14 protein-coding genes are annotated in these 18,137 nt (G+C 74.2%); 10 read left to right on the top strand and 4 right to left on the bottom strand.

What is annotated here, in order from left to right; translation table 11 throughout:
- The 7 genes from KV381_RS34410 (at nt 1) to KV381_RS34380 (ending at nt 7,296) form a co-directional block, all read left to right on the top strand.
- Complete coding sequence (locus KV381_RS34410) at nt 1-1,374, top strand: O-antigen ligase (protein ID WP_218787037.1); 1,374 nt, start codon at nt 1-3, stop codon at nt 1,372-1,374.
- Nucleotides 1,371-3,119 carry a murein biosynthesis integral membrane protein MurJ gene (gene murJ / locus KV381_RS34405; RefSeq protein WP_193463557.1) on the top strand — a complete coding sequence of 583 codons (1,749 nt, stop codon included), beginning with the start codon at nt 1,371-1,373 and terminating at the stop codon, nt 3,117-3,119. The genes KV381_RS34410 and murJ overlap by 4 nt, the downstream gene beginning before the upstream one ends.
- Entirely contained in the window at nt 3,109-3,921 is an 813-nt protein-coding gene (locus KV381_RS34400) for a polysaccharide deacetylase family protein (RefSeq protein ID WP_098026877.1), read from the top strand. Before murJ ends, KV381_RS34400 begins: the two co-directional genes overlap by 11 nt.
- Nucleotides 3,918-5,054, top strand: a complete 1,137-nt coding sequence (locus KV381_RS34395; RefSeq protein ID WP_218787036.1) for a glycosyltransferase — start codon at nt 3,918-3,920, stop codon at nt 5,052-5,054. The genes KV381_RS34400 and KV381_RS34395 overlap by 4 nt, the downstream gene beginning before the upstream one ends.
- Nucleotides 5,051-5,725: a lipopolysaccharide biosynthesis protein gene (locus KV381_RS34390; protein ID WP_098026875.1), complete on the top strand. Its 675-nt coding sequence runs from the start codon at nt 5,051-5,053 to the stop codon at nt 5,723-5,725. Before KV381_RS34395 ends, KV381_RS34390 begins: the two co-directional genes overlap by 4 nt.
- Nucleotides 5,722-6,870: a GNAT family N-acetyltransferase gene (locus KV381_RS34385; RefSeq protein WP_098026874.1), complete on the top strand. Its 1,149-nt coding sequence runs from the start codon at nt 5,722-5,724 to the stop codon at nt 6,868-6,870. The genes KV381_RS34390 and KV381_RS34385 overlap by 4 nt, the downstream gene beginning before the upstream one ends.
- A 138-nt stretch (nt 6,871-7,008) precedes the next feature.
- Nucleotides 7,009-7,296: a chaplin gene (locus KV381_RS34380; RefSeq protein WP_030081868.1), complete on the top strand. Its 288-nt coding sequence runs from the start codon at nt 7,009-7,011 to the stop codon at nt 7,294-7,296.
- A 67-nt stretch (nt 7,297-7,363) separates the two neighbouring features.
- Here the strand turns inward: KV381_RS34380 and KV381_RS34375 are convergent, their stop codons facing one another.
- Both KV381_RS34375 and KV381_RS34370 read right to left on the bottom strand, forming a co-directional pair.
- Nucleotides 7,364-8,227 carry a tyrosinase family protein gene (locus KV381_RS34375; RefSeq protein ID WP_030081866.1) on the bottom strand — a complete coding sequence of 288 codons (864 nt, stop codon included), beginning with the start codon at nt 8,225-8,227 and terminating at the stop codon, nt 7,364-7,366.
- Nucleotides 8,228-8,246: 19 nt separating this feature from the next.
- Complete coding sequence (locus KV381_RS34370; RefSeq protein ID WP_098026873.1) at nt 8,247-8,744, bottom strand: tyrosinase family oxidase copper chaperone; 498 nt, start codon at nt 8,742-8,744, stop codon at nt 8,247-8,249.
- 245 nt (nt 8,745-8,989) lie between these two features.
- Here KV381_RS34370 and KV381_RS34365 point away from each other — a divergent pair, with 245 nt between their 5' ends.
- The 3 genes from KV381_RS34365 (at nt 8,990) to KV381_RS34355 (ending at nt 14,346) form a co-directional block, all read left to right on the top strand.
- Complete coding sequence (locus KV381_RS34365; protein WP_218787355.1) at nt 8,990-10,279, top strand: cytochrome P450; 1,290 nt, start codon at nt 8,990-8,992, stop codon at nt 10,277-10,279.
- 123 nt (nt 10,280-10,402) lie between these two features.
- Nucleotides 10,403-11,641, top strand: a complete 1,239-nt coding sequence (locus KV381_RS34360) for a glycoside hydrolase family 26 protein (protein WP_193463559.1) — start codon at nt 10,403-10,405, stop codon at nt 11,639-11,641.
- A 239-nt stretch (nt 11,642-11,880) separates the two neighbouring features.
- On the top strand, nt 11,881-14,346 hold the full coding sequence (locus KV381_RS34355; protein ID WP_030632616.1) for a SpoIIE family protein phosphatase: 2,466 nt from the start codon (nt 11,881-11,883) through the stop codon (nt 14,344-14,346).
- Between the two features lie 56 nt (nt 14,347-14,402).
- Here the strand turns inward: KV381_RS34355 and KV381_RS34350 are convergent, their stop codons facing one another.
- Together KV381_RS34350 and KV381_RS34345 are read right to left on the bottom strand one after the other, a co-directional pair.
- Nucleotides 14,403-16,232 carry an ABC transporter ATP-binding protein gene (locus tag KV381_RS34350; protein WP_218787354.1) on the bottom strand — a complete coding sequence of 610 codons (1,830 nt, stop codon included), beginning with the start codon at nt 16,230-16,232 and terminating at the stop codon, nt 14,403-14,405.
- 131 nt (nt 16,233-16,363) lie between these two features.
- The gene (locus tag KV381_RS34345; protein WP_030081854.1) at nt 16,364-18,103 is read right to left on the bottom strand and encodes an ABC transporter ATP-binding protein/permease; all 1,740 of its coding nucleotides are present in this window, start codon (nt 18,101-18,103) and stop codon (nt 16,364-16,366) included.
- Nucleotides 18,104-18,137: the final 34 nt, after the last annotated feature.

Here is an 18,137-nt window from a genome sequence, read left to right as displayed (position 1 = left end):
ATGGCCGCAGTCCTCACCCGGCCCGCTCCGGCGCCGTCGTCCGCGCCCCGTGCCGTCTCCCGCCCCCGGCGGGGCGGTTGGCGGAGCCGGTGGCCGCTGCTGCCGCTGGTCGCGACCGTTCTGCTGCCCGCCCTGCCCTACGGGGTCGCCGGCGGGGGCGGCGGCCCGGCGGTCGGACCGGCCGATCTGGCCTCGGGGATGGCGGTGCTCCTGTGCGTGGGCCGGCTGCTGTATCTGCGCCGACGCCCGCTGAGCGCCGCCGCCGCACTGGTCCTGGGCCTGCCGGTGGTGGGCTTCGCGGTGGCCACGGTCACGGCGGCGGACCCGGCGGCCGCCCTGCCGGGGCTCGTCCGCTATCTCCAGGTCTTCGTCCTCGTACCGGTCGCGGTGTTCCTGCTGGTCGAGGACGCGTACGGGTTCCGGGTCGTCGCCGGTGCGCTGGTGCTGCTGGCGGTCGTCCAGGGTGTCACGGGCGTCCATCAGTACGTCACCGGGACCGGCGCGTCCTACATGGGCGAGGACATCCGGGCGGTCGGCACCTTCGGCCCCAGCGACATCATGGGCATGGCGACCGTCGTCGCCTACGGGCTGCTCGCCGCCACCGCCTGCGCCCTGCGCACGCCCGGCGCCGCCCCGTCCTGGCTGCGGCCGGCGGCCGCCGTCCTCGCCGTCGCGCTGATCGTGCCGCTGACGCTGTCGTTCAGCCGGGGCGTGTGGATCGCCACGGCCGCCGCGGTCCTCGCCGCGCTGGCGCTGGCCGGGCGGCGGCAGGCTCTCACGTCGCTGGCGGTGCTGGGCGCGGCCGGGGTGGTGGTGGTCGGCGGGTTCGGCATCGGCTCCGAGATGATCGCGGACCGGGCCGCCAGCGTCACCCGGGTGACGAGCACCCCGGACCGTTCGGTCAGCGACCGCTACGCCATGTGGAGCGCGGCGGGCGCGATGTGGCGCGAGCGGCCCGCCGCCGGGGTCGGCCTCAAGGGCTTCCCCGACCACCGCGACGGACACGCCTCCATCGGGCTCTCCTCCGGCAGCGACACCGCCGGGGCGGGCCAGGAGTTCCGCCGGCAGGCCCTCCTGTCCCCGCACAACATGTATCTCCTGGTCCTCGGCGAACAGGGCCTGATCGGACTGACCGCGCTCGTCGGCAGCTGGGCGGCGATCCTGGTAGGCGCGGTCCGCCGGCTGCGCCTGGCCCGCTCGCGCGGACACGCGGCCATGGACTGCGGTCTGGTGGCGGTCGCGCTGATGACCTGGCAGAGCGTCAACTTCCTGTACGCGGACATCGGCGGGCCCACCACGGTGCTGAGCGGGGTCGTGCTGGGGCTGGCGGCCTGGTGGGCGCTGGCCGAGCCGGACCGGGTGAGCGCCGCATGAGCGAGAGCGGTACGGGCACGGAGACGGGAGCGCGCCCGGCGGACCCAGCGGCGGTACCGCCGCCGCTCCCTGCCTCCGCCCCGGCCCCGCCGCTGCTCCCGGCCCCGGGGGCGGGCCCGGAGGGGCCCCTCTCCCCCGGCGCCGCGCCGGGTACGGAGAGCGGCGAGGCGCCGCGGCTCGGGTCCTTCCTCGCCCGTGCGGCGGCGGCCACGGCGGTGCTGACCGTGCTGGGGGCCGTGCTCGGGCTGGTGCGGGACCAGGCCATCGCCCGGTACTTCGGGGCGAGCGACGCGAGCGACGCGTTCCTGATCGCCTGGACCGTGCCCGAGATGGCGGCGACGCTCCTGATCGAGGACGGGATGGCGCTCCTCCTCGTCCCGGCCTTCAGCCTGGCCCTGACCCGACGGGCCGAGGCCGGCAAAACTCCCGGATCCGACCCCGTACGGGATCTCGTGGCGGCCACGCTCCCGCGTCTCTTCCTCCTGCTCTCCGGCGGCGCGGCCCTGCTGATCGCGGGCGCCCCGTGGGTCGTGGGCGTCCTGGCCCCGGGGCTCGCCGATCCGCGGCTCGCGGTGGACTGCACCCGGCTGACCGCGGTCACCGTCCTCACGTTCGGGATCACCGGCTACTTCAGCGCCGCGCTGCGCGCGCACCGCAGCTTCCTGCCGCCCGCCGGGGTCTATGTCGCGTACAACCTCGGCATCATCGGGATGACGCTGGCTCTGCACTCCGTGTGGGGGGTGCGGGCCGCTGCGGTGGGGGTCGCGGTCGGCAGCGCGCTGATGATCCTGACCCAACTGCCCATGTTCCTGCGGCTGGTACCGCTCGCGCGGCCCCGGCTGCCGCGGCTCGGGCGGCCGGGGCGGCGGGCCGCGCGGACCGCTCCGCTGCTGGGGTTCGCGGTGCTGGCGCCGGTGGTCCTGTTCGTGGTCAGCCGTCAGTCCCAGGTGCTGGTGGAACGGTTCCTGGCCTCCACGCTCCCGGCGGGCGCGATCTCGCATCTGAACTACGCGCAGAAGGTCGCGCAGATGCCGATGGTGCTGTCGCTGATGATCTGCACGGTGACCTTCCCGGTGGTCGCGCAGGCCATGGCCGCCGGAGACCGGGAGAAGGCCCGGCTGCGGGTGGAGCGGGATCTGGCACTGGCCGGGATGGTGGTGCTGCTCGGCACGGCGGTGGTCCTCGGCTACGCGCCCCAGATCATCGAAGTGCTCTTCCAGCGCGGCGCGTTCGACGTCGCCGACACCGACTCCACCGCGCAGGTGATGCGGGTGTACGCACTGGGGCTGCTGGGGCACTGCCTGGTCGGCGCGCTGAGCCGGCCGTTCTTCTCGTCCGGGCGGCCCACCTGGTTCCCGGCGTTCGCGATGGGCACCGGGCTGCTGGTCACCATGGGGGCCGGGTACGCGCTGACGTACCGCTTCGGGGTGGACGGCATCGCGACCGCCAACGCCATCGGCATCAGCACGACGGCGCTGCTGCTCCTCATGGGCCTCGGCACCCGGGTGGTGCCGATCCGGACGCCGGCCGTGGCGCTCTCGCTGGGCCGGCTCACCGGGGCGTCGCTGGCGGCGGGCGCGGCGGGCTGGGCCTGCGCGCCGCTCGTTCCCGACCCGGTGCTGAGCCTGGCCGCCGGGTGTCTCCTCGTCCCCGCCGTGTTCTTCCTGTCCGGGCTGGCCCTGCGCTCGCCCGAGGTCGTTTCCCTGCTGGCACTCACCCGACGGAGGTTCCTTGATGGCCGCTGAATCCTCGGCACATTGCGCCGACGCTCCCTCGTCCCGGCTCCGCCCGCACACCCGCCGTCAGCCGTGGATCCTCACGTACCACTCGGTGACGGATCCGAGCGACGATCCGTACGGCATCACCGTCTCCCCCGAGCGCCTCGACGAGCAGCTGTCCTGGCTGCGCAGCCGGCGGCTGACCGGGGTGGGGGTGTCGGAGCTGCTGCGCGCGGGGGCGTCCGGGCGGCGCGGGCTGGTCGGGCTGACCTTCGACGACGGGTACGCGGACTTCCTCGGCGAGGCGCTGCCGGTGCTGCGCAAGCACGGCTGCCGGGCAACGGTGTTCGTGCTGCCGGGCCGGCCGGGAGGGGTCAACGCGTGGGATCCGCTGGGCCCGCGCAAGCCGCTGCTCACCCACGAGGACGTCCGGCGGGTGGCCGCCGCGGGCATGGAGGTCGGCTCGCACGGCCTGTACCACCAGGACCTGACGGCGCTGTCGGACGAGGAGCTGCGCCGCGAGACGGCCGACAGCCGGGAGCTGATCGGCGAGCTGACCGGCTCGCTCCCGGAGGGCTTCTGCTACCCGTACGGCATCCTCGACCGCCGGGTCACCGAGGCCGCGCGCACGGCGGGCTACGGCTATGCGTGCGCGCTGGCCCCGGGCCCGCTGCTCAGCCGGTTCGCCCTGCCCCGCACCCACATCAGCCAGGCGGACCGGGGGGTGCGGCTGTGGGCGAAGGATCTGCGGCACGGGCTGCGGCAGGTGGCGGTGCCCGGTGCGGGCTCCCGGAACGCCACGCCCGCGCGGGCGGGCGGTCCGCGGTGAGGGCGCTGCACGTCATCACCGGACTCGGGGTCGGTGGCGCCGAGCGGCAGTTGCGGCTGCTGCTGCGCCATCTGCCGGTGGAGTGCGACGTCGTGACGCTCACCAACCCGGGGGCGGTGGCCGAGGAGCTGCGGTCCGACGGGATCCGGGTGACCCACCTGGGGATGCGCGGCAACCGGGATCTCTCGGCCGTCGGCAGGCTGGCCCGGCTGATCCGGGACGGCCGCTACGACCTGGTCCACACGCATCTCTACCGGGCCTGTGTGTACGGCAGGATCGCGGCCCGGCTCGCCGGGACCCGGGCCACCGTCGCGACCGAACACTCCCTGGGGCGTGCTGAGATCGAGGGCCGCCCGCTCACCCGGTCCATCCGCGCCCTCTACCTCTCCACCGAACGGCTCGGCGCGGCGACGGTCGCCGTCTCCTCCACCGTGGCCGGCCGGCTGCGGGACTGGGGAGTGCCCGCCGACCGGATCCGGCTGGTGCCCAACGGCATCGACGCGGACCGGTTCCGCTTCGACGGGGCGCGGCGGACCTCCGTACGGGCGGCGCTGGGCATCCCCGAGGAGGCGTTCGTCGTCGGCGGGGTCGGCCGGCTGGTGCCGGGCAAGCGGTTCGACGTGCTGATCCGCGCGGTCGCCGCGCTGCCGGATGCCCGACTGCTGCTGGCCGGGGACGGTCCGGAGGCGGGGGCGCTGCGCGCGCTGGCCCTGCGGCTGGGGGCCGTGGACCGGATCCGGTTCCTCGGGGAGTGCGACGAGGACGGGGACGGTCCGGTTCCGGGGGTGCCGGCGCTGCTGAGCGCCCTGGACGTCTTCGTCTCCACGTCCCGCGAGGAGTCCTTCGGGCTGGCCGCCGTGGAGGCGCTCGCCGCCGGGCTGCCCGTCCTCCACGACGCCTGCCCCGCCATCGACGACCTGCCCGCCGCCCACGCCCCGGGCGCCACCCGGATCGCCGGGAGCCCCGAGGAGCTGACGGCCCGGCTGCGGCAGCTGATACAGGCCCGCACGGACCGGCGGCCGCCGCCCCGGGCCGTCGGCCACTACGACATCAGACGCAGCAGCGAGCGCCTGATGGACGTGTACGCGTACGCCCTCGACACCGCCCCACCGAACCGGAGAGCCCTTTCATGACCGAGTCACCCGAGCAGCAGCGACCCGCCGTCGCCCGTCGGCTGCGCACCGCCCTCACCCGGCTTCCGCACTGGTGGCCGCTGCCCGTCTGCGTACTGATCGGCACCGCGTCCGGGCTCTCGTACGGTGCGTTCGCCGCGCCGCAGTACGAGGCCACCAGCTATGCGATGGCGGTCGCCGAAGGGGAGACGGACCCCTCGGCGGCGCTGGGGTACGCCCAGTCGTACGGGCGGCTGACCACGAGCGACGCGACGCTCTCGTACGCCCAGGGCGCGGCGGGTGAGCCGGTGCGCGAACTGCGGTCCCACGTGACGTCGGAGACCTCGCCCGACTCGCCGATGATCGCGGTGACGGGCACCTCCGAGGACCGGCACAAGGCGGCCGACATCGCGAACGCGGTCATCGAGGCCGTCATCGTGAGCAGCGGCCATGTCTCCAAGGACACCGGGGTGAAGCTGATCAAGTTCACCCATGCGATGACGCCGGACCGGCCGGTCTCGCCGTCGATGCCGCTGGGCACCGCCGTGGGGGCCGCGGCGGGCGGTCTGCTGGGCGGGCTCGTGCTGCTGGTCCGGCCACGCCGGGCGGGCTGGAGCGTCTCGGCGCAGGTGCCGGGGCCGACGGCCGAGGGCGGCAACGTCGCCCAGGACGAACGGGAGCTCGTCCGATGACGGGCCTCCGGGCGGGCGGCCTCGCCGTGACGCTGTGCCGGGACTTCCGGGAGTTCGGCGCGCTCGCCGGGGAGTGGGACGCCCTGCACCGCCGGTGCGCCACCGCCACCCCGTTCCAGAGCCACGCCTGGCTCCACTCGTGGTGGATCTCCTACGGCCAGGAGGGCCGGCTGCGGGTGCTGCTGGTGCGCCGGGCGGGGCGGCTGATCGGGGCGGCGCCGCTGATGCTGGTGCACCGTCCGATGCCGCTGCTCGTCCCGATGGGCGGGGCCATCTCCGACTTCTTCGACATCCTGCTGGACGAGGAGGAGGCCGGGTACGCGGTGGGGGCGCTGGGGCGCGGTCTGGACCGGGCCGCCCGGCACACCGTGGTGGACCTGCGGGAGGTCCGGCCGGACGCGTCGGCGCAGTTGCTGTTCGGGCGGTGGCCGGGGGCCCGGAGCCGGCTCACGGACTCGACGTGCATGGAGCTTCCGGCCGAGCCGCTGGGCGATCTCGTGGCGCGGCTGACGGGTTCGCGGGGGCAGCGGCTGCGCTCGAAGCTGCGCAAGGTCGAGGCGCTGGGCGTCGAGGCGCACCGGATCCCGCAGGACGGGGTGCCGGCGGCGGTCGGCACGCTGTTGCGGCTGCACGAGAGGCAGTGGGAGGGCCGGGGCGTCAATCCCGAGCATCTGCGGGCCCGGTTCTCGGACCATCTGGTCCGGTCGGTGGGGCGGATGGTGGCGGACGGCACGGCGGCGATGACCGAGTTCCGGCTGAACGGCGAGGTGGTGGCGTCCAACCTGTCGTTGCAGTCCGGGCATCTGACGGGCGGCTATCTGTACGGCGCGGATCCGGCGCTGCGCGAACGGAAGGTCGATGTGTCGACGATGCTGCTGCGCGAGGTGGCCCAGCAGGCCTCGGACGCCGGGCGCGAGGTGCTGAGTCTGCTGCGCGGCGCGGAGAGCTACAAGAACCACTGGGGGCCGGTGCCGGTGGTCAACCAGCGGCTGCTGCTGGCCCGTCCGGGGCTGGAGCCGCTGCTGCGGCTGCGCGAGTCGCAGGTGGCGGTGCGGGAGCGGGCGGTGGAGACGGTGAAGGCCCGTTTCCCATCGGCGCGGGACTGGCACGAGCGGCTGACGGGGCTTCCGGTGATCGGCCGCTGACGCGCCGGGCGTACGCCGGACAGGGGCGTCGGAGATATCACCTATGCGCTGATCCGTTACCGTCCGGCGTCTTTCGCGTTGTCAGGGGGTGCGGGCCTCGTGTCCGCAGCACACCCCCTTCTTTACAAGGAGTTCTCAATGTCTCGCATGACGAAGGTTGCCGCTGTCATGGCCGGCACCGGCGCGCTGATCGCCGGCGGCGCCGGCATGGCGTCCGCGGACGCCGGCGCGCAGAGCCTCGCCGCCGCCTCCCCCGGCGTCGGTTCGGGCAACAGCGTCCAGGTCCCGGTGCACGTGCCGGTGAACCTCTGCGGCAACACGATCAACGTGATCGGCCTGCTGAACCCGGCCTTCGGCAACACCTGCGTCAACGCCTCCGGGGGCCACGACAACGGCGGCGACGGGGACTACGGCTACGGCCGCTGATCACCGGCAGCACCGGAACGGCCGGCTCCCTCCGCACGGAGGGGGCCGGCCGTTCCTTCGTGCGGGCTCAGGCGTAGCGGTAGACCTTGCCGTGGTCGAGGAGCTTCCTCGGGGTGACGCCCCAGGGGGGCATCGCCTCGTCCAGTCCGAAGACGTACCGACGGTCCTGGCTGGGCGAGGCGGGCTTGCGGCCCGGGAGGTAGGCGGACTTCGGGTGCGCCTTGCGCCACCGGTCCCACAGCAGGTCGACGAAGGAGTGGTGGAACCAGAACACCGGGTCCTCGGGGGAGGCCGCGCCCGCCATCGGGCCGCCGACCCACTGGTGGACCTGGTTGTGGAGGCCCACCGGCCGAACGTTCCGGATCCCCCACCCCTCGATGCGGTTGCGGAAGCCCTCGGTGCTGATGCTGTTCCAGGGCTCGGTGTCGTAGACCGGGTCCTTCAGCGCCCGCGCCACGTCGTCCTTGGTGGGGAGGGAGACGGGGTTGCCGCCGGGCCTGCCGAAGTTGCGGGTGAGGTAGTTCTCGTCGGTGACTCCCTTTCCGACGCTCCAGTTGCCCGCCTCGTAGGCGAAGGCTCCGGTGGTGACCCGGCGGTCGCCGGGCCTGCCGTTGCCGCCGAGGAAGTCCTCCGCCCACAGCGACGAGGTCGGCTTGTTGTCCTGGGTCCAGTCCCAGTAGGGGACGCTGACGCCCGCGTCGACGCCCTGGAGGGCCTTCTCGAACTCCAGCAGGTACTGGCGGTGCCAGGGGAAGAACGAGGACGTCATGTGCGCCGGGCGCGGCCTGCGCTCGGTGTCCATCACGTAGTACTCGCGGTGCATGACGACGAAGTCGTCGTAGCGGCCCGTGCGCTTGAGTTTCAGGATCGCGTCGACGAGCCGGCGCTTCTCGGTGCGCGTGAGGTCGCGCTGGTTCTTGCGGGTGTACACCGGTGCTGGTCCTCCTGGTTCACATGCGGTGCGCGGCGGGGGGCGAGAGCCTGGCGGCGCCGAGTTCGTCGACTGCGGCGCGGGCCGTCTCCAGCAGCGTCGGGTACGACTCGTAGTGCCGGACGTCGCTCAGATAGGTGCCGTCCGCCCGCCTCATGACGTGCAGCGGTCTGCCGTCGATGCGGATCTCGGTGACCGGTTCGACGGCGACCGCCACCCGGTCGTCGTCCGGGACGCCCGCGGGGACGACGACGGTCGCCGTCCCCCGGATCTCCCGGCCCCGGTACATCTCGGCGAACTCCTCCGTCGTGGATTCCTTCGCCGTCGTCGCTCCGGCGCCGCTTCCGGACGCCTCGGGGCCCGCTGCGGGCCGGGCCGCTTCGGCCTGCTCACGGTCGAGCAGCGGGAGCAGGGCGCCTGCGGTGCCCGTGACCACTGCGGCGGTGAAGGCTCCGCGCAGGACGATCCGCCGGGAGGGGACGCGGGTGCCGCCCGGTTTCGCGGGGGTGGGGCTCATGGGATGACTGCCTGCCTCTCGTTGACTCGCCTCGTTAACTCGTCCGAGGTGCTGCTGATGGCGATGTTGACAACGAGGCGGTCGCGAAACAGTTCTCGTGCGTGCGGCGTACGGCGCACACGCGACGGTCACGTTCCGTCAAACGCGTGAGGACGGGGGGCCATCGGGCGCGGCGGGCCGCGTCGCGGGGCCCCGCACGGCCGGCGGACCGGAACATGGCCTGGCGAACCGTGGAGGTGATGGACATGACCGTTCCGTACCAGTTGTCCGGGGACCGTGTGCCGAGCGCGGCGGACGTCGATCTGGCCGACCCCGCCTTCTGGCGGTTGCCGCGCCCCGACCGGCTCCGGGCGTTCGCCCTGCTGCGGGAGCTGGACGCGCCGGTGCTGTTCACTCCGCGGCCGGGTACCGCGCGTACCTCCGGCAAACCGTTCCACGCCCTGGTGCGCCACGCCGACGTGCGGACCGCGAGCCGCACACCGCAGGTGTTCGCGAGCGCCCCGGGGGTCACCACCCCGGAGCCGGCCGGCTGGGCGAAGGCGCTGTTCGGGAACTCGATGGTCAACATGGACGGGGCCGAGCACGCGGCGCTGCGCCGGATCATCTCGCGGCGGTTCACCCCGCGGCTGCTGGCGGACGCCGAGGAGAACGTCGGCCGGCTCGCCGGGCGGCTGGTCGACGAGCTGATCGCCGAGCGCCCCGGGGACTTCATGCCGTCGGCGGCCTCGCGGCTGCCGCTGGAGGTGATCTGCGACCTGATGGGCATCCCGCAGGCGTACCGGGCGCGGATCGCGGAGCAGATCGACCACGCGTCGGAGCATGTCGGCGTCGAGCGCCGGGGCCGGGCCCGGCTGCGGATCCCCGGCCGGGGTCTCGCGTCGCTGGCCCGGATGCAGTGGGCCATGGGGCGGCTCGCCCGGGAGCGCCGTCTGCGCCCCGAGGACGACCTCGTCTCGGCGCTCGTCCGTGCGGACATCGACGGCGAGGCGCTGTCCGGTCGGCAGCTGGGGGCCTTCTTCTCGCTGCTGCTGGTGGCCGGGGTGGAGACGACCCGCAACGCCATCGCGCACGGGCTGTTCCTGCTCGACCGGCATCCGGAGCAGCGGGAGCTGCTGCGGTCCGACTTCGACCGGTACATCGGCGGCGCCGTGGACGAGATCGTCCGGCATTCGACACCGATCATCCAGTTCCGCAGGACCGTCACCACAGTATGCGAACTCGGCGGCCGTACGTTCCTTCCGGGGGAGAAAGTCGCCCTCATCTATGCGTCGGCCAATCGTGACGAGGCGGTATTCACCCATCCGGATCGCTTCGACATCACCCGGTCGCCGAATCCTCATCTCGGATACGGCGGCGGGGGTCCGCACCACTGCCTGGGGGCGCATCTGGCCCGGCTCGAAATGACGGCCCTGTTCCGGGAACTGATCGACCGACGGCCCGTCATGCGGAATCTGGGAGATCCGGAGCTGGTCGATTCGAATTTCGACAACCGCGTCGGCTCGCTGCCGTTCTCGTTCGGCCCCACATTCACCTGAACGGCACGATCACAACGCCGAATACGATAAATGGACTCCTGCAACATGCCGCCGGTGCATGAAGATGAAACTCTCTCCCCATCAGGCCGAACAGGCCGGAATTCACCGCAGCCAGGAGGAGCAATGCCGGCCAAGCGCCGTCTCATCGTTTCGTGTATCGCGGCGGCTGCTCTCAGCCTCCTGGCAGGTGGCGGCATCGCGGGCCAGTCGCCGCCGGGCACCGATTCCGTCGACAGTGCCGCCCCCGGCCCACCGGGGTCCGGGAGCGGCACGGCGCACGGCGCGTATCTGGACTACGGGCCCGCCGGGGTCAGCAGGATGGCCGAGCTGTCGCGCTGGCTCGGCGGGGCGGAGCTACGGGTGGGGCACACGTACCTGCCGGGCGATCTCTGGGTGAACATCGAGGGCACCCCCGACTTCCTCGACGCCTGGGCGGACTGGAAGCGGGCGGACGAGGACCGGATGTTCGTCCTGAACGTACCGATGCTGGAGCGCAACGAGGAGCGGGTGCCGGACCGCGAGGTCCGCGGCCTGCTCCGGGCGGGCGCGTCCGGGGAGTACGACCAGCACTTCACGAAGCTCGCCGAGCGCCTGGTGGAACTGGGCGTTCCGGACACCGTGATCGTGCTCGGCTGGGAGATGAACGGCACCACGTACACCCATCGGTGCGGCCCCGACCCCACGTCCTGGAAGGCGTACTGGGAGCGGATCGTCACGGCGATGCGCGCGGTGCCCGGTCAGGAGTTCCGCTTCGACTTCACGCCGAGCCGGGGGCGGGACGCGGTGCCGTGGACCGAGTGCTACCCGGGCGACGACGTCGTCGACATCATCGGGATGGACTCCTACGACCAGCCTCCAGGCGAGACCTTCGACGACCAGGTCAACGACCCGTACGGGCTCCAGAAGCACGTCGACTTCGCCGCGGAGCACGGCAAGCCCATCTCGTTCCCGGAGTGGGGGCTCTTCCGCAACGGCGACAACCCCGAGTACATGCGGCGGATGCTGGAATGGATCGACCGGCACGAGCCGCTCTACCAGACGGTCACGGACTACTGCCCGCACGGCGTCTGGCAGTGCCGGAGCAATCCGCGGTCCTCGAAGGTGTTCCGGACGATGATGACCGAGATGGCCGCGCCCGCCGCCCCCGCACCGAGCCCCACTCCGACGCCCACGCCGACGCCGACGGATCCGGCCCCGTCCCCGACGGTCCCGCCGGCCGTGCAGCCGTCCCCGCCGGTGACGCCCACGCCCACGCCGCCGGGGACCGGGACGCCGCCCACCCGCAGATGGTGCGTCACCGTGCCGTTCGGCGACTGGCTGGGCCAGTGGCTCAAGGAGCGCAAGATCTGCTTCCGCTACTGAGCCCGGGCATGGAAACGGCTCCGGCCCTCCTGTCGGGGGCCGGAGCCGTCCACCCACACGGGTCCAGCGCGGGGCAGATGGACGAGCAACCGCTTGTCACCCCCACCAACGCGGGCACCGCCCGCCGCGTCCCGCCGCCGAACGAGGGACAGCCCGCGCCCGGGCCGTACGTCCGGCGCGCCGGGCGCGGTCCGGGGCTACGCGCGACCATGGAAACCTACAGAGGGTGGTGAGGTGCAATGGCATCCGCCGATGAGGGCTCCCCGGCGGAGCCCGGCCCGCTGCCCTCCGGGGACGGGCGGGGACCGGCGTCGACGGCCGCCGACGCGGCGGCGGTGATCGCCGGGGACGGCACGGTCATCGGCTGGACCCGCGGGGCCGAGGCGCTGCTCGGGTATCCGGCGGCCGAGGTGGTCGGCCGGTCCGCCGCCCGGCTGCTGACGGGCCCCCCGGACCCCCGGCGCACGGCCGCGGTGGCCGCTCGCTGCCGGGCCGGTTCGGGCTGGAGCGGACTGGTCCCGCTGCGGAACCGGGACGGCCGGTCGCTGGACATCGACGTACGGGCGACCGCCTCGTTCCCGATCGCCGGACAGGAGGGCTTCCTGGTGTCCGGGCGGGAACTCACCCCGCACTGGACGATGAGCGGGTCCGTGCTCGACGACTTCCTCACCCGTTCGCCGGTCGGGATGGCGGTGCTCGACCCCGAGCTGCGCTATCTCTGGCTCAACGACACCCTGGAACGGTTCGGCGGCGTCCCCCGGGAGCAGCGGCTGGGACGCCGTCCGGGCGAGGTGCTGCCCGGGGCGCTGGCGGCGCCCATCGAGCGGCTGATGCGGCAGGTCCTGTCGACCGGCGAGGCGGTCACGGACTACGAGTATCTGGGCTGGAGCTGGGCCGATCCGCACCGCCGCCGGGCGTACGCCAGCTCGTTCTTCCCGCTGGCCGACGCCCAGGACCGGCGGATCGGCATCGGCTACGTGGTCCTCGACGTCACCGACCGCTGGAACGCGCGCCGGCTGCTGGCGCTGGTGAACGAGGCCGGAGCGGCTATCGGCTCCACCCTGGACGTACACCGTACGGCGCAGGAGCTGGCCGATTTCGCGGTGCCCCGGTTCGCGGACTTCGTCTTCGTCGACCTGCTGGAGACCCCGTTCGGCGGCGACCGGCCGGGGGCGGCCGCGCCGGCCGAGGGCGAGCGGCCCGCCATGCGCCGGGCGGGCCTGAGCTCGGTGCGGGAGGGCTGTCCGGAGGCGGTCGTACGTGTCGGGGAGGCGGTGGACTTCGTGCCGCCGCCGCACGACGCGCACTTCCTCCTCGACGGCGCCCCGGTGCTGCTGCCGGTGCTCGACCCGGACAGCCACGGGTGGACGGTGGAGCAGCCCGCGCGGGCCGCCCGGCTCCGGGAGTTCGGGCTGCACTCGCTGATCTCCGTACCGATGCGGGCGCGCGACACCGTACTGGGGCTGACCACCTTCATGCGGTCGCAGAACCCGGTGCCGTTCGACGAGGACGATGTGGCGCCCGCCCGGGAGCTGGTGGCCCGGGCCGCGGTGTGCGTGGACAACGCCCGCCGCTACACCCGGGAGCACACCGCGGCGCTGGTGCTCCAGCGGAGCCTGCTGCCGCACACGCTGCGCGGCGGGACGGCCCTGGACGTGGCGTCCTCGTACCTTCCGGCGGACGCGAAGGACGGGGTGGGCGGCGACTGGTTCGATGTGATCCCGCTGTCCGGCGCCCGGGTCGGGCTGGTCATCGGCGATGTCGTCGGCCACGGCATCGGGGCCGCCGCGACCATGGGCCGGCTGCGCACCGCCGTCCAGACGCTGGCTGACATGGACCTTCCCCCGGACGAGCTGCTGGCCCGCCTGGACGATCTGGTCCTGCGGCTCAGTGAGGAGGAGCCCGCGACGGGGCCGGTGGAGCGGGGCGGTACGACGGTGGTGGGCGCCACCTGTCTGTACGCCGTCTACGATCCGGCGAGCGGCTGCTGCACGATGGCGCGGGCCGGGCACCCGCCGCCGGTGATCGTCACTCCGGACGGGGCGGTCAGCTTCCCCGACCTGCCCTCCGGACCACCGCTGGGGCTCGGCGGGCTGCCCTTCGAGTCCCAGGAGATCGAGCTGCCCGAAGGGAGCCTCCTCGGCCTCTACACGGACGGGCTCATCGAGGGGACCGACAAGGACATGGAGAGCGGCATGGGCCGGCTCGGCCGGGCGGTGTCCCGGGGCGGGCTGCCGTTGGAGGACCTGTGTCCGGCGGTGGTCAAGGAGCTGCTGCCGGTGCCTCAGCCGGACGACATCGCCCTGCTCCTCGCCCGGACGCACATCCTGAGCCCCGAGCATCTGGTCTCCTGGGAGGTGCCCGTGGACCCGGCGGCGGTCGGCGAGACCCGGGCCAAGGTCTCGCGCCAGCTGGAGGCGTGGGGGCTCACGGAACTGTCGATGACGACGGAGCTGATCGTCAGCGAGCTGGTGACCAACGCGATCCGGTACGCCTCGGGGCCGGTACGGCTGCGGCTGCTGTTCCAGTCGGCGCTGACCTGCGAGGTGTCCGACGCCAGCAACACCTCGCCGCGGCTGCGGCACGCCAGGACGACGGACGAGGGAGGGCGCGGGCTGTTCCTCGTCGCGCAGCTCGCCCATCGGTGGGGCACGCGCTACACACCCCGGGGGAAGATCATCTGGGCGGAGCAGCCCCTGCCCTGAGCGCCGGCCCCGGGGCGGAGCTGCTTCGTCTCCCGGCCGCTGGGCCGCTCGGCCGCTCAGGAAAGTGCTGTCGCCTCCTCGCGGGCGAAGAGGCGGGTCAGCGGTCCGCCGGCCCGGATCAGCTCGTCCCAGGTGCCCTCCTCGACGATGCGTCCGCCCTCCAGGACCGCGATCCGGTCGGCCCTGCGGACGGTGGCCGGGCGGTGGGCGATCACCAGGGTCGTCCGGGTGGCGGAGTCGGCCGCGAGCGCCCGGGCAAGTTCCGCGTCGCCCCGGTGGTCAAGATGCGCCGTCGTCTCGTCCAGGACGAGCACGCGCGGTCCGCTCAGCAGCCCGCGGGCCAGCGCCACCCGGGCGCGCTGGCCTCCGGACAGGGTCGCGCCGCGCTCGCCCACGGCGGTGTCCAGCCCGTCGGGCAGGGCGTCGGCGATGACGTCGACGCCGCAGATCCGGGCGACCGCGCCGATCTCCTGGGCCGTGGCGTCCGGAGCGCCCAAGCGGAGGTTCTCGGCGAGGGTGCCGTGGAAGAGCGGGGCCTCCTGACCGACGACGGAAACGGTGGCGCGCAGGTCCTCCTCGGTGAGGTCCCGCAGGTCGACGGGGTGCGCGGGGGCCCGGGGCACCAGCTCCACGGCGCCTTCGGCCGGGTCCCAGTACCGCGCCAGGAGGTGGGCGCAGGTCGACTTGCCCGCCCCGGACGCCCCGACGAGGGCCACGGTCTCGCCCGGCCGGACGGTGAGGTCGACGCCGTCCAGGACCGCCGCTCCCCCGTATCCGAACCGCAGGCCGCGCAGCCGCAGACCCAGCGGTCCCGGCGGTACGGGGCGGGGCGCGGCCGGGGCGGGCGCTCCGGCGGGGGCGTGTACGGCGGCCCGGACCCGGGCGGCGGCGGCGCGCAGGCCACCCGCACGGCCGAGCGCGGCGGCCGACTCGGCGACCGGGGCCAGGGCGCCCAGGGCGAGGGCCATCACGGCCGGGGCCCAGGCCCCGTCCAGGCGTCCGGCGGACGCGGCGTGGGCGGCGGCCGCCACGACCGCGATGACGGCGGCGACGACCAGCAGATCGCGGGCCGCGCCCGCGCCGGTCTCCCAGGACTGTTCGGCGCGCTGGGCGCGGGCGAGCCGACGCCCGGCGGACCGGAGCCGGGCCCGCCTGCGGTTCAGGGCCCCTGCCATCAGGAGCTCGCGCAGCCCGTCGACGCTCTCCACGGTCTCGGACGAGACCTCGGCGAGCGCGCTCCGGGTCCGGGCCCCGCGTTCGGCCCGCCCGCGCGCTTCGAAGAGCGGCGACCAGATCAGGAGCAGCGCGGCGGGCACGACGGCGAGCAGCAGCCAGGGCCCGAGGGCCGCCAGCACGGCGGCCGACACCGCGAAGACCACGCCGGACGCGAGCAGTTGGGCGATGGCATGGGCGTAGAAGAACTCCAGCGCCTCGACGTCCCCGAGCGCGGTGGCCGCGAGGTCGCCGCTGCGCCGGCCGGCGATCCGGGCGGGCGCGCTGCGGGCCAGCCCGTCGAAGACCCGGACGCGCAGTTCGGCGAGGACCCGGTAGGCGAGGTCGTGCGAGAGGTCCATCTCGCGCCAGGTGGCGAGGGCCCGGAGCAGGACGAGCCCGGCCAGGAGGGCGATGGTCCCGGGGGCGGGCGGCCGGTGCTCGGTGACGGCGGTGCCCACGGTGTACGCGGCGAGCGTGACGAGGGCGACCAGGGCCGCCTGGTCGACGAGGGCGGCCAGGCAGGTGCGCAGCACGGTGGCGCGGTGCGCACCGAGGGCGGGGAGGAGCGAGCGGAGGGCGCCGGTTTCGGGGGTGGGGGCCTGGGGCGGGGCGGGGGCCTGGGGCGGAGTCGAGGTGGAGTCCGGGGCTGGGGTCGGGGTCGGGGTCGGAATCGGGTTTGACGCCGGGGCCAGTGTCGGTGTCGGTGTCGGTGTCGGTGTCGGTGTCGGTGTCGGTGTCGGAGTCGGGTTTGACGCCGGGGCTGGGGCCGGTGTCGGAGTCCGTGTCGGATCCGGTGTCGGGTTCATGCGGCGCGCTCTTCCTGTGCGGTGCGCCCGGCGGCGACGAGCGATGCGTAGACGCCGCCGCCCGCGAGCAGGGTGGTGTGGTCGCCCGCCGCCGCGACACGGCCCGCGTCGAGGACGACGATGTGGTCGGCGTGGCGTACGGCGTCGAGCCGGTGGGCGACGACGACGCAGGTGCGGCCGCGGCCGGCCGCCGTCAGTTCCCGGACGATGCGCGCCTGGCCGCGTTCGTCGACCGCGCTGGTGGCCTCGTCCAGGATCAGGACGGGCGCGTCGGCCAGCAACGCCCGCGCGAGGGCGAGCCGTTGGCGCTGTCCACCGGAGAGCGTGGCGCCGCGTTCGCCGACGAGGGTGGCGTAACCGTCCGGCAGCCGGGCGATCTCCTGGTCGATCCCGGCGGTACGGGCGGCGGCGCGCAGTTGTTCGTCCGTGGCGGCCGGGCGGGCGATGCGCAGGTTCTCCGCGATCGTGGCATGGAAGAGGTAGGTCTCCTGCGAGACGACGGCGATGCCCCGGCGCAGCGAGGCGAGGGTGTACGCGGCGGTGTCCGTCCCGGCGACGGTGAGGCGGCCCCGGTCCGGGTCCCGTTGCCGCAGCAGCAGGCTCACCAGGGTCGACTTGCCGGCCCCGGAGGGCCCGACGACGGCCGTGGTGCGCCCGGGGGCGGCGGTGAAGCTGACACCGTCGAGGGCGGGGCGGGTGCTGCCCGGGTGGGTGAAGTGCACGTCCTCGAACCGGATTTCGGGTGCGTTCTTCCAGACGGCGGCCCTGGTGCCCCGGTCCGGCACGGCCGCTTCGGCGGTGCGCAGGGCGGCGATGCCGTCGGCCGCCGACACCCCGAGGTAGCCCGCGTGCCATTCGCGGGAGAGGTCGCGCACGGGGCGGAAGCATTCGGAGGCGAGGAGGAGCAGGAGGTAGGTACCGGTGGCGGCGGTACGGCCGGTGGCGGCCGAGGAGCACGCCACGAGGACCGCGGCGACCGTGCCGCCCTGGACGGCGAGGTCGGTGAGGCCGGTGTCGACCAGCGAGACCCGGAGTTTGGCGACGGTGGTCCGGTGCAGGGCGGCCGACCGCCGCTCCAGCCGTTCCCGTACCCGGCCCACGGCGCCGGCGGTGCGCAGGGTCGGCATCCCCTGGAGGGCCTCCAGGTAGTCGGCGGCGAGGGCTTCGTACGAGTCCCAGTGCTCCTTGCCGCGCCGGGCGAGCAGCCGGTCCCACCAGCGCGGCCCGAAGAGGGCCAGCAGCAGGGCGGGGCCGAGGGCGAGGGCGGCGTACGGCTCGACGAGCGCGACGGCGACGAGCAGCAGCGGCGGAACGGCGCAGGTGATGAGGGATTGGGGCAGATAGCGCGAGATGTACGCGTCGACGCCCTCGACCCCGTCCACCAGCGTGGCGCGCACGGCTCCGGCCCGCGCCCCGGTGATCGCGGTGGGGCCGAGCGCCCCGAGCCGTCGCAGCAGGGTGTCGCGGAGCCCGACCCGTACGGTGGCTCCCGCCGTGACGGCGGCCAGGCGCTGGGCGCGGCCGAGGCCGGCGCGGACCAGGACGATGGCGATGACGGCCGTGAGCAGCGGGGCCAGGGCTGCGGTCTGTCCTTGCGCGATCCGGGAGAGCACGAGGGCGAGCAGGACGGCCTGGGCGAGGTGGGTGGCGGTGACCGCCGCGAGCAGTGCGGTGGCGAGGCCGAGCGGGCGGCGCGCGGTGTTCGCGGCGCGCAGGAGTTCGGGGTGGAGCATCATGGGCGTTCTTCCTCGCCTGGCGGGGCCGTCGGGT

Source organism: Streptomyces sp. WY228 (genome assembly GCF_019287315.1).
Classification (GTDB): domain Bacteria; phylum Actinomycetota; class Actinomycetes; order Streptomycetales; family Streptomycetaceae; genus Streptomyces; species Streptomyces caviscabies.
Note: the sequence above shows the minus strand (reverse complement) of the source record. Positions and strands in the feature narration are given on the sequence as shown.

Coding starts and splice junctions, on each gene's coding strand:
- KV381_RS34385 (WP_098026874.1), top strand. CDS start 5,722: ATGACGGGCCTCCGGGCGGGCGGCCTCGCCGTGACGCTGTGCCGGGAC.
- KV381_RS34370 (WP_098026873.1), bottom strand. CDS start 8,744: ATGAGCCCCACCCCCGCGAAACCGGGCGGCACCCGCGTCCCCTCCCGG.
- KV381_RS34380 (WP_030081868.1), top strand. CDS start 7,009: ATGTCTCGCATGACGAAGGTTGCCGCTGTCATGGCCGGCACCGGCGCG.
- KV381_RS34355 (WP_030632616.1), top strand. CDS start 11,881: ATGGCATCCGCCGATGAGGGCTCCCCGGCGGAGCCCGGCCCGCTGCCC.
- KV381_RS34365 (WP_218787355.1), top strand. CDS start 8,990: ATGACCGTTCCGTACCAGTTGTCCGGGGACCGTGTGCCGAGCGCGGCG.
- KV381_RS34360 (WP_193463559.1), top strand. CDS start 10,403: ATGCCGGCCAAGCGCCGTCTCATCGTTTCGTGTATCGCGGCGGCTGCT.
- murJ (WP_193463557.1), top strand. CDS start 1,371: ATGAGCGAGAGCGGTACGGGCACGGAGACGGGAGCGCGCCCGGCGGAC.
- KV381_RS34410 (WP_218787037.1), top strand. CDS start 1: ATGGCCGCAGTCCTCACCCGGCCCGCTCCGGCGCCGTCGTCCGCGCCC.
- KV381_RS34390 (WP_098026875.1), top strand. CDS start 5,051: ATGACCGAGTCACCCGAGCAGCAGCGACCCGCCGTCGCCCGTCGGCTG.
- KV381_RS34345 (WP_030081854.1), bottom strand. CDS start 18,103: ATGATGCTCCACCCCGAACTCCTGCGCGCCGCGAACACCGCGCGCCGC.
- KV381_RS34400 (WP_098026877.1), top strand. CDS start 3,109: ATGGCCGCTGAATCCTCGGCACATTGCGCCGACGCTCCCTCGTCCCGG.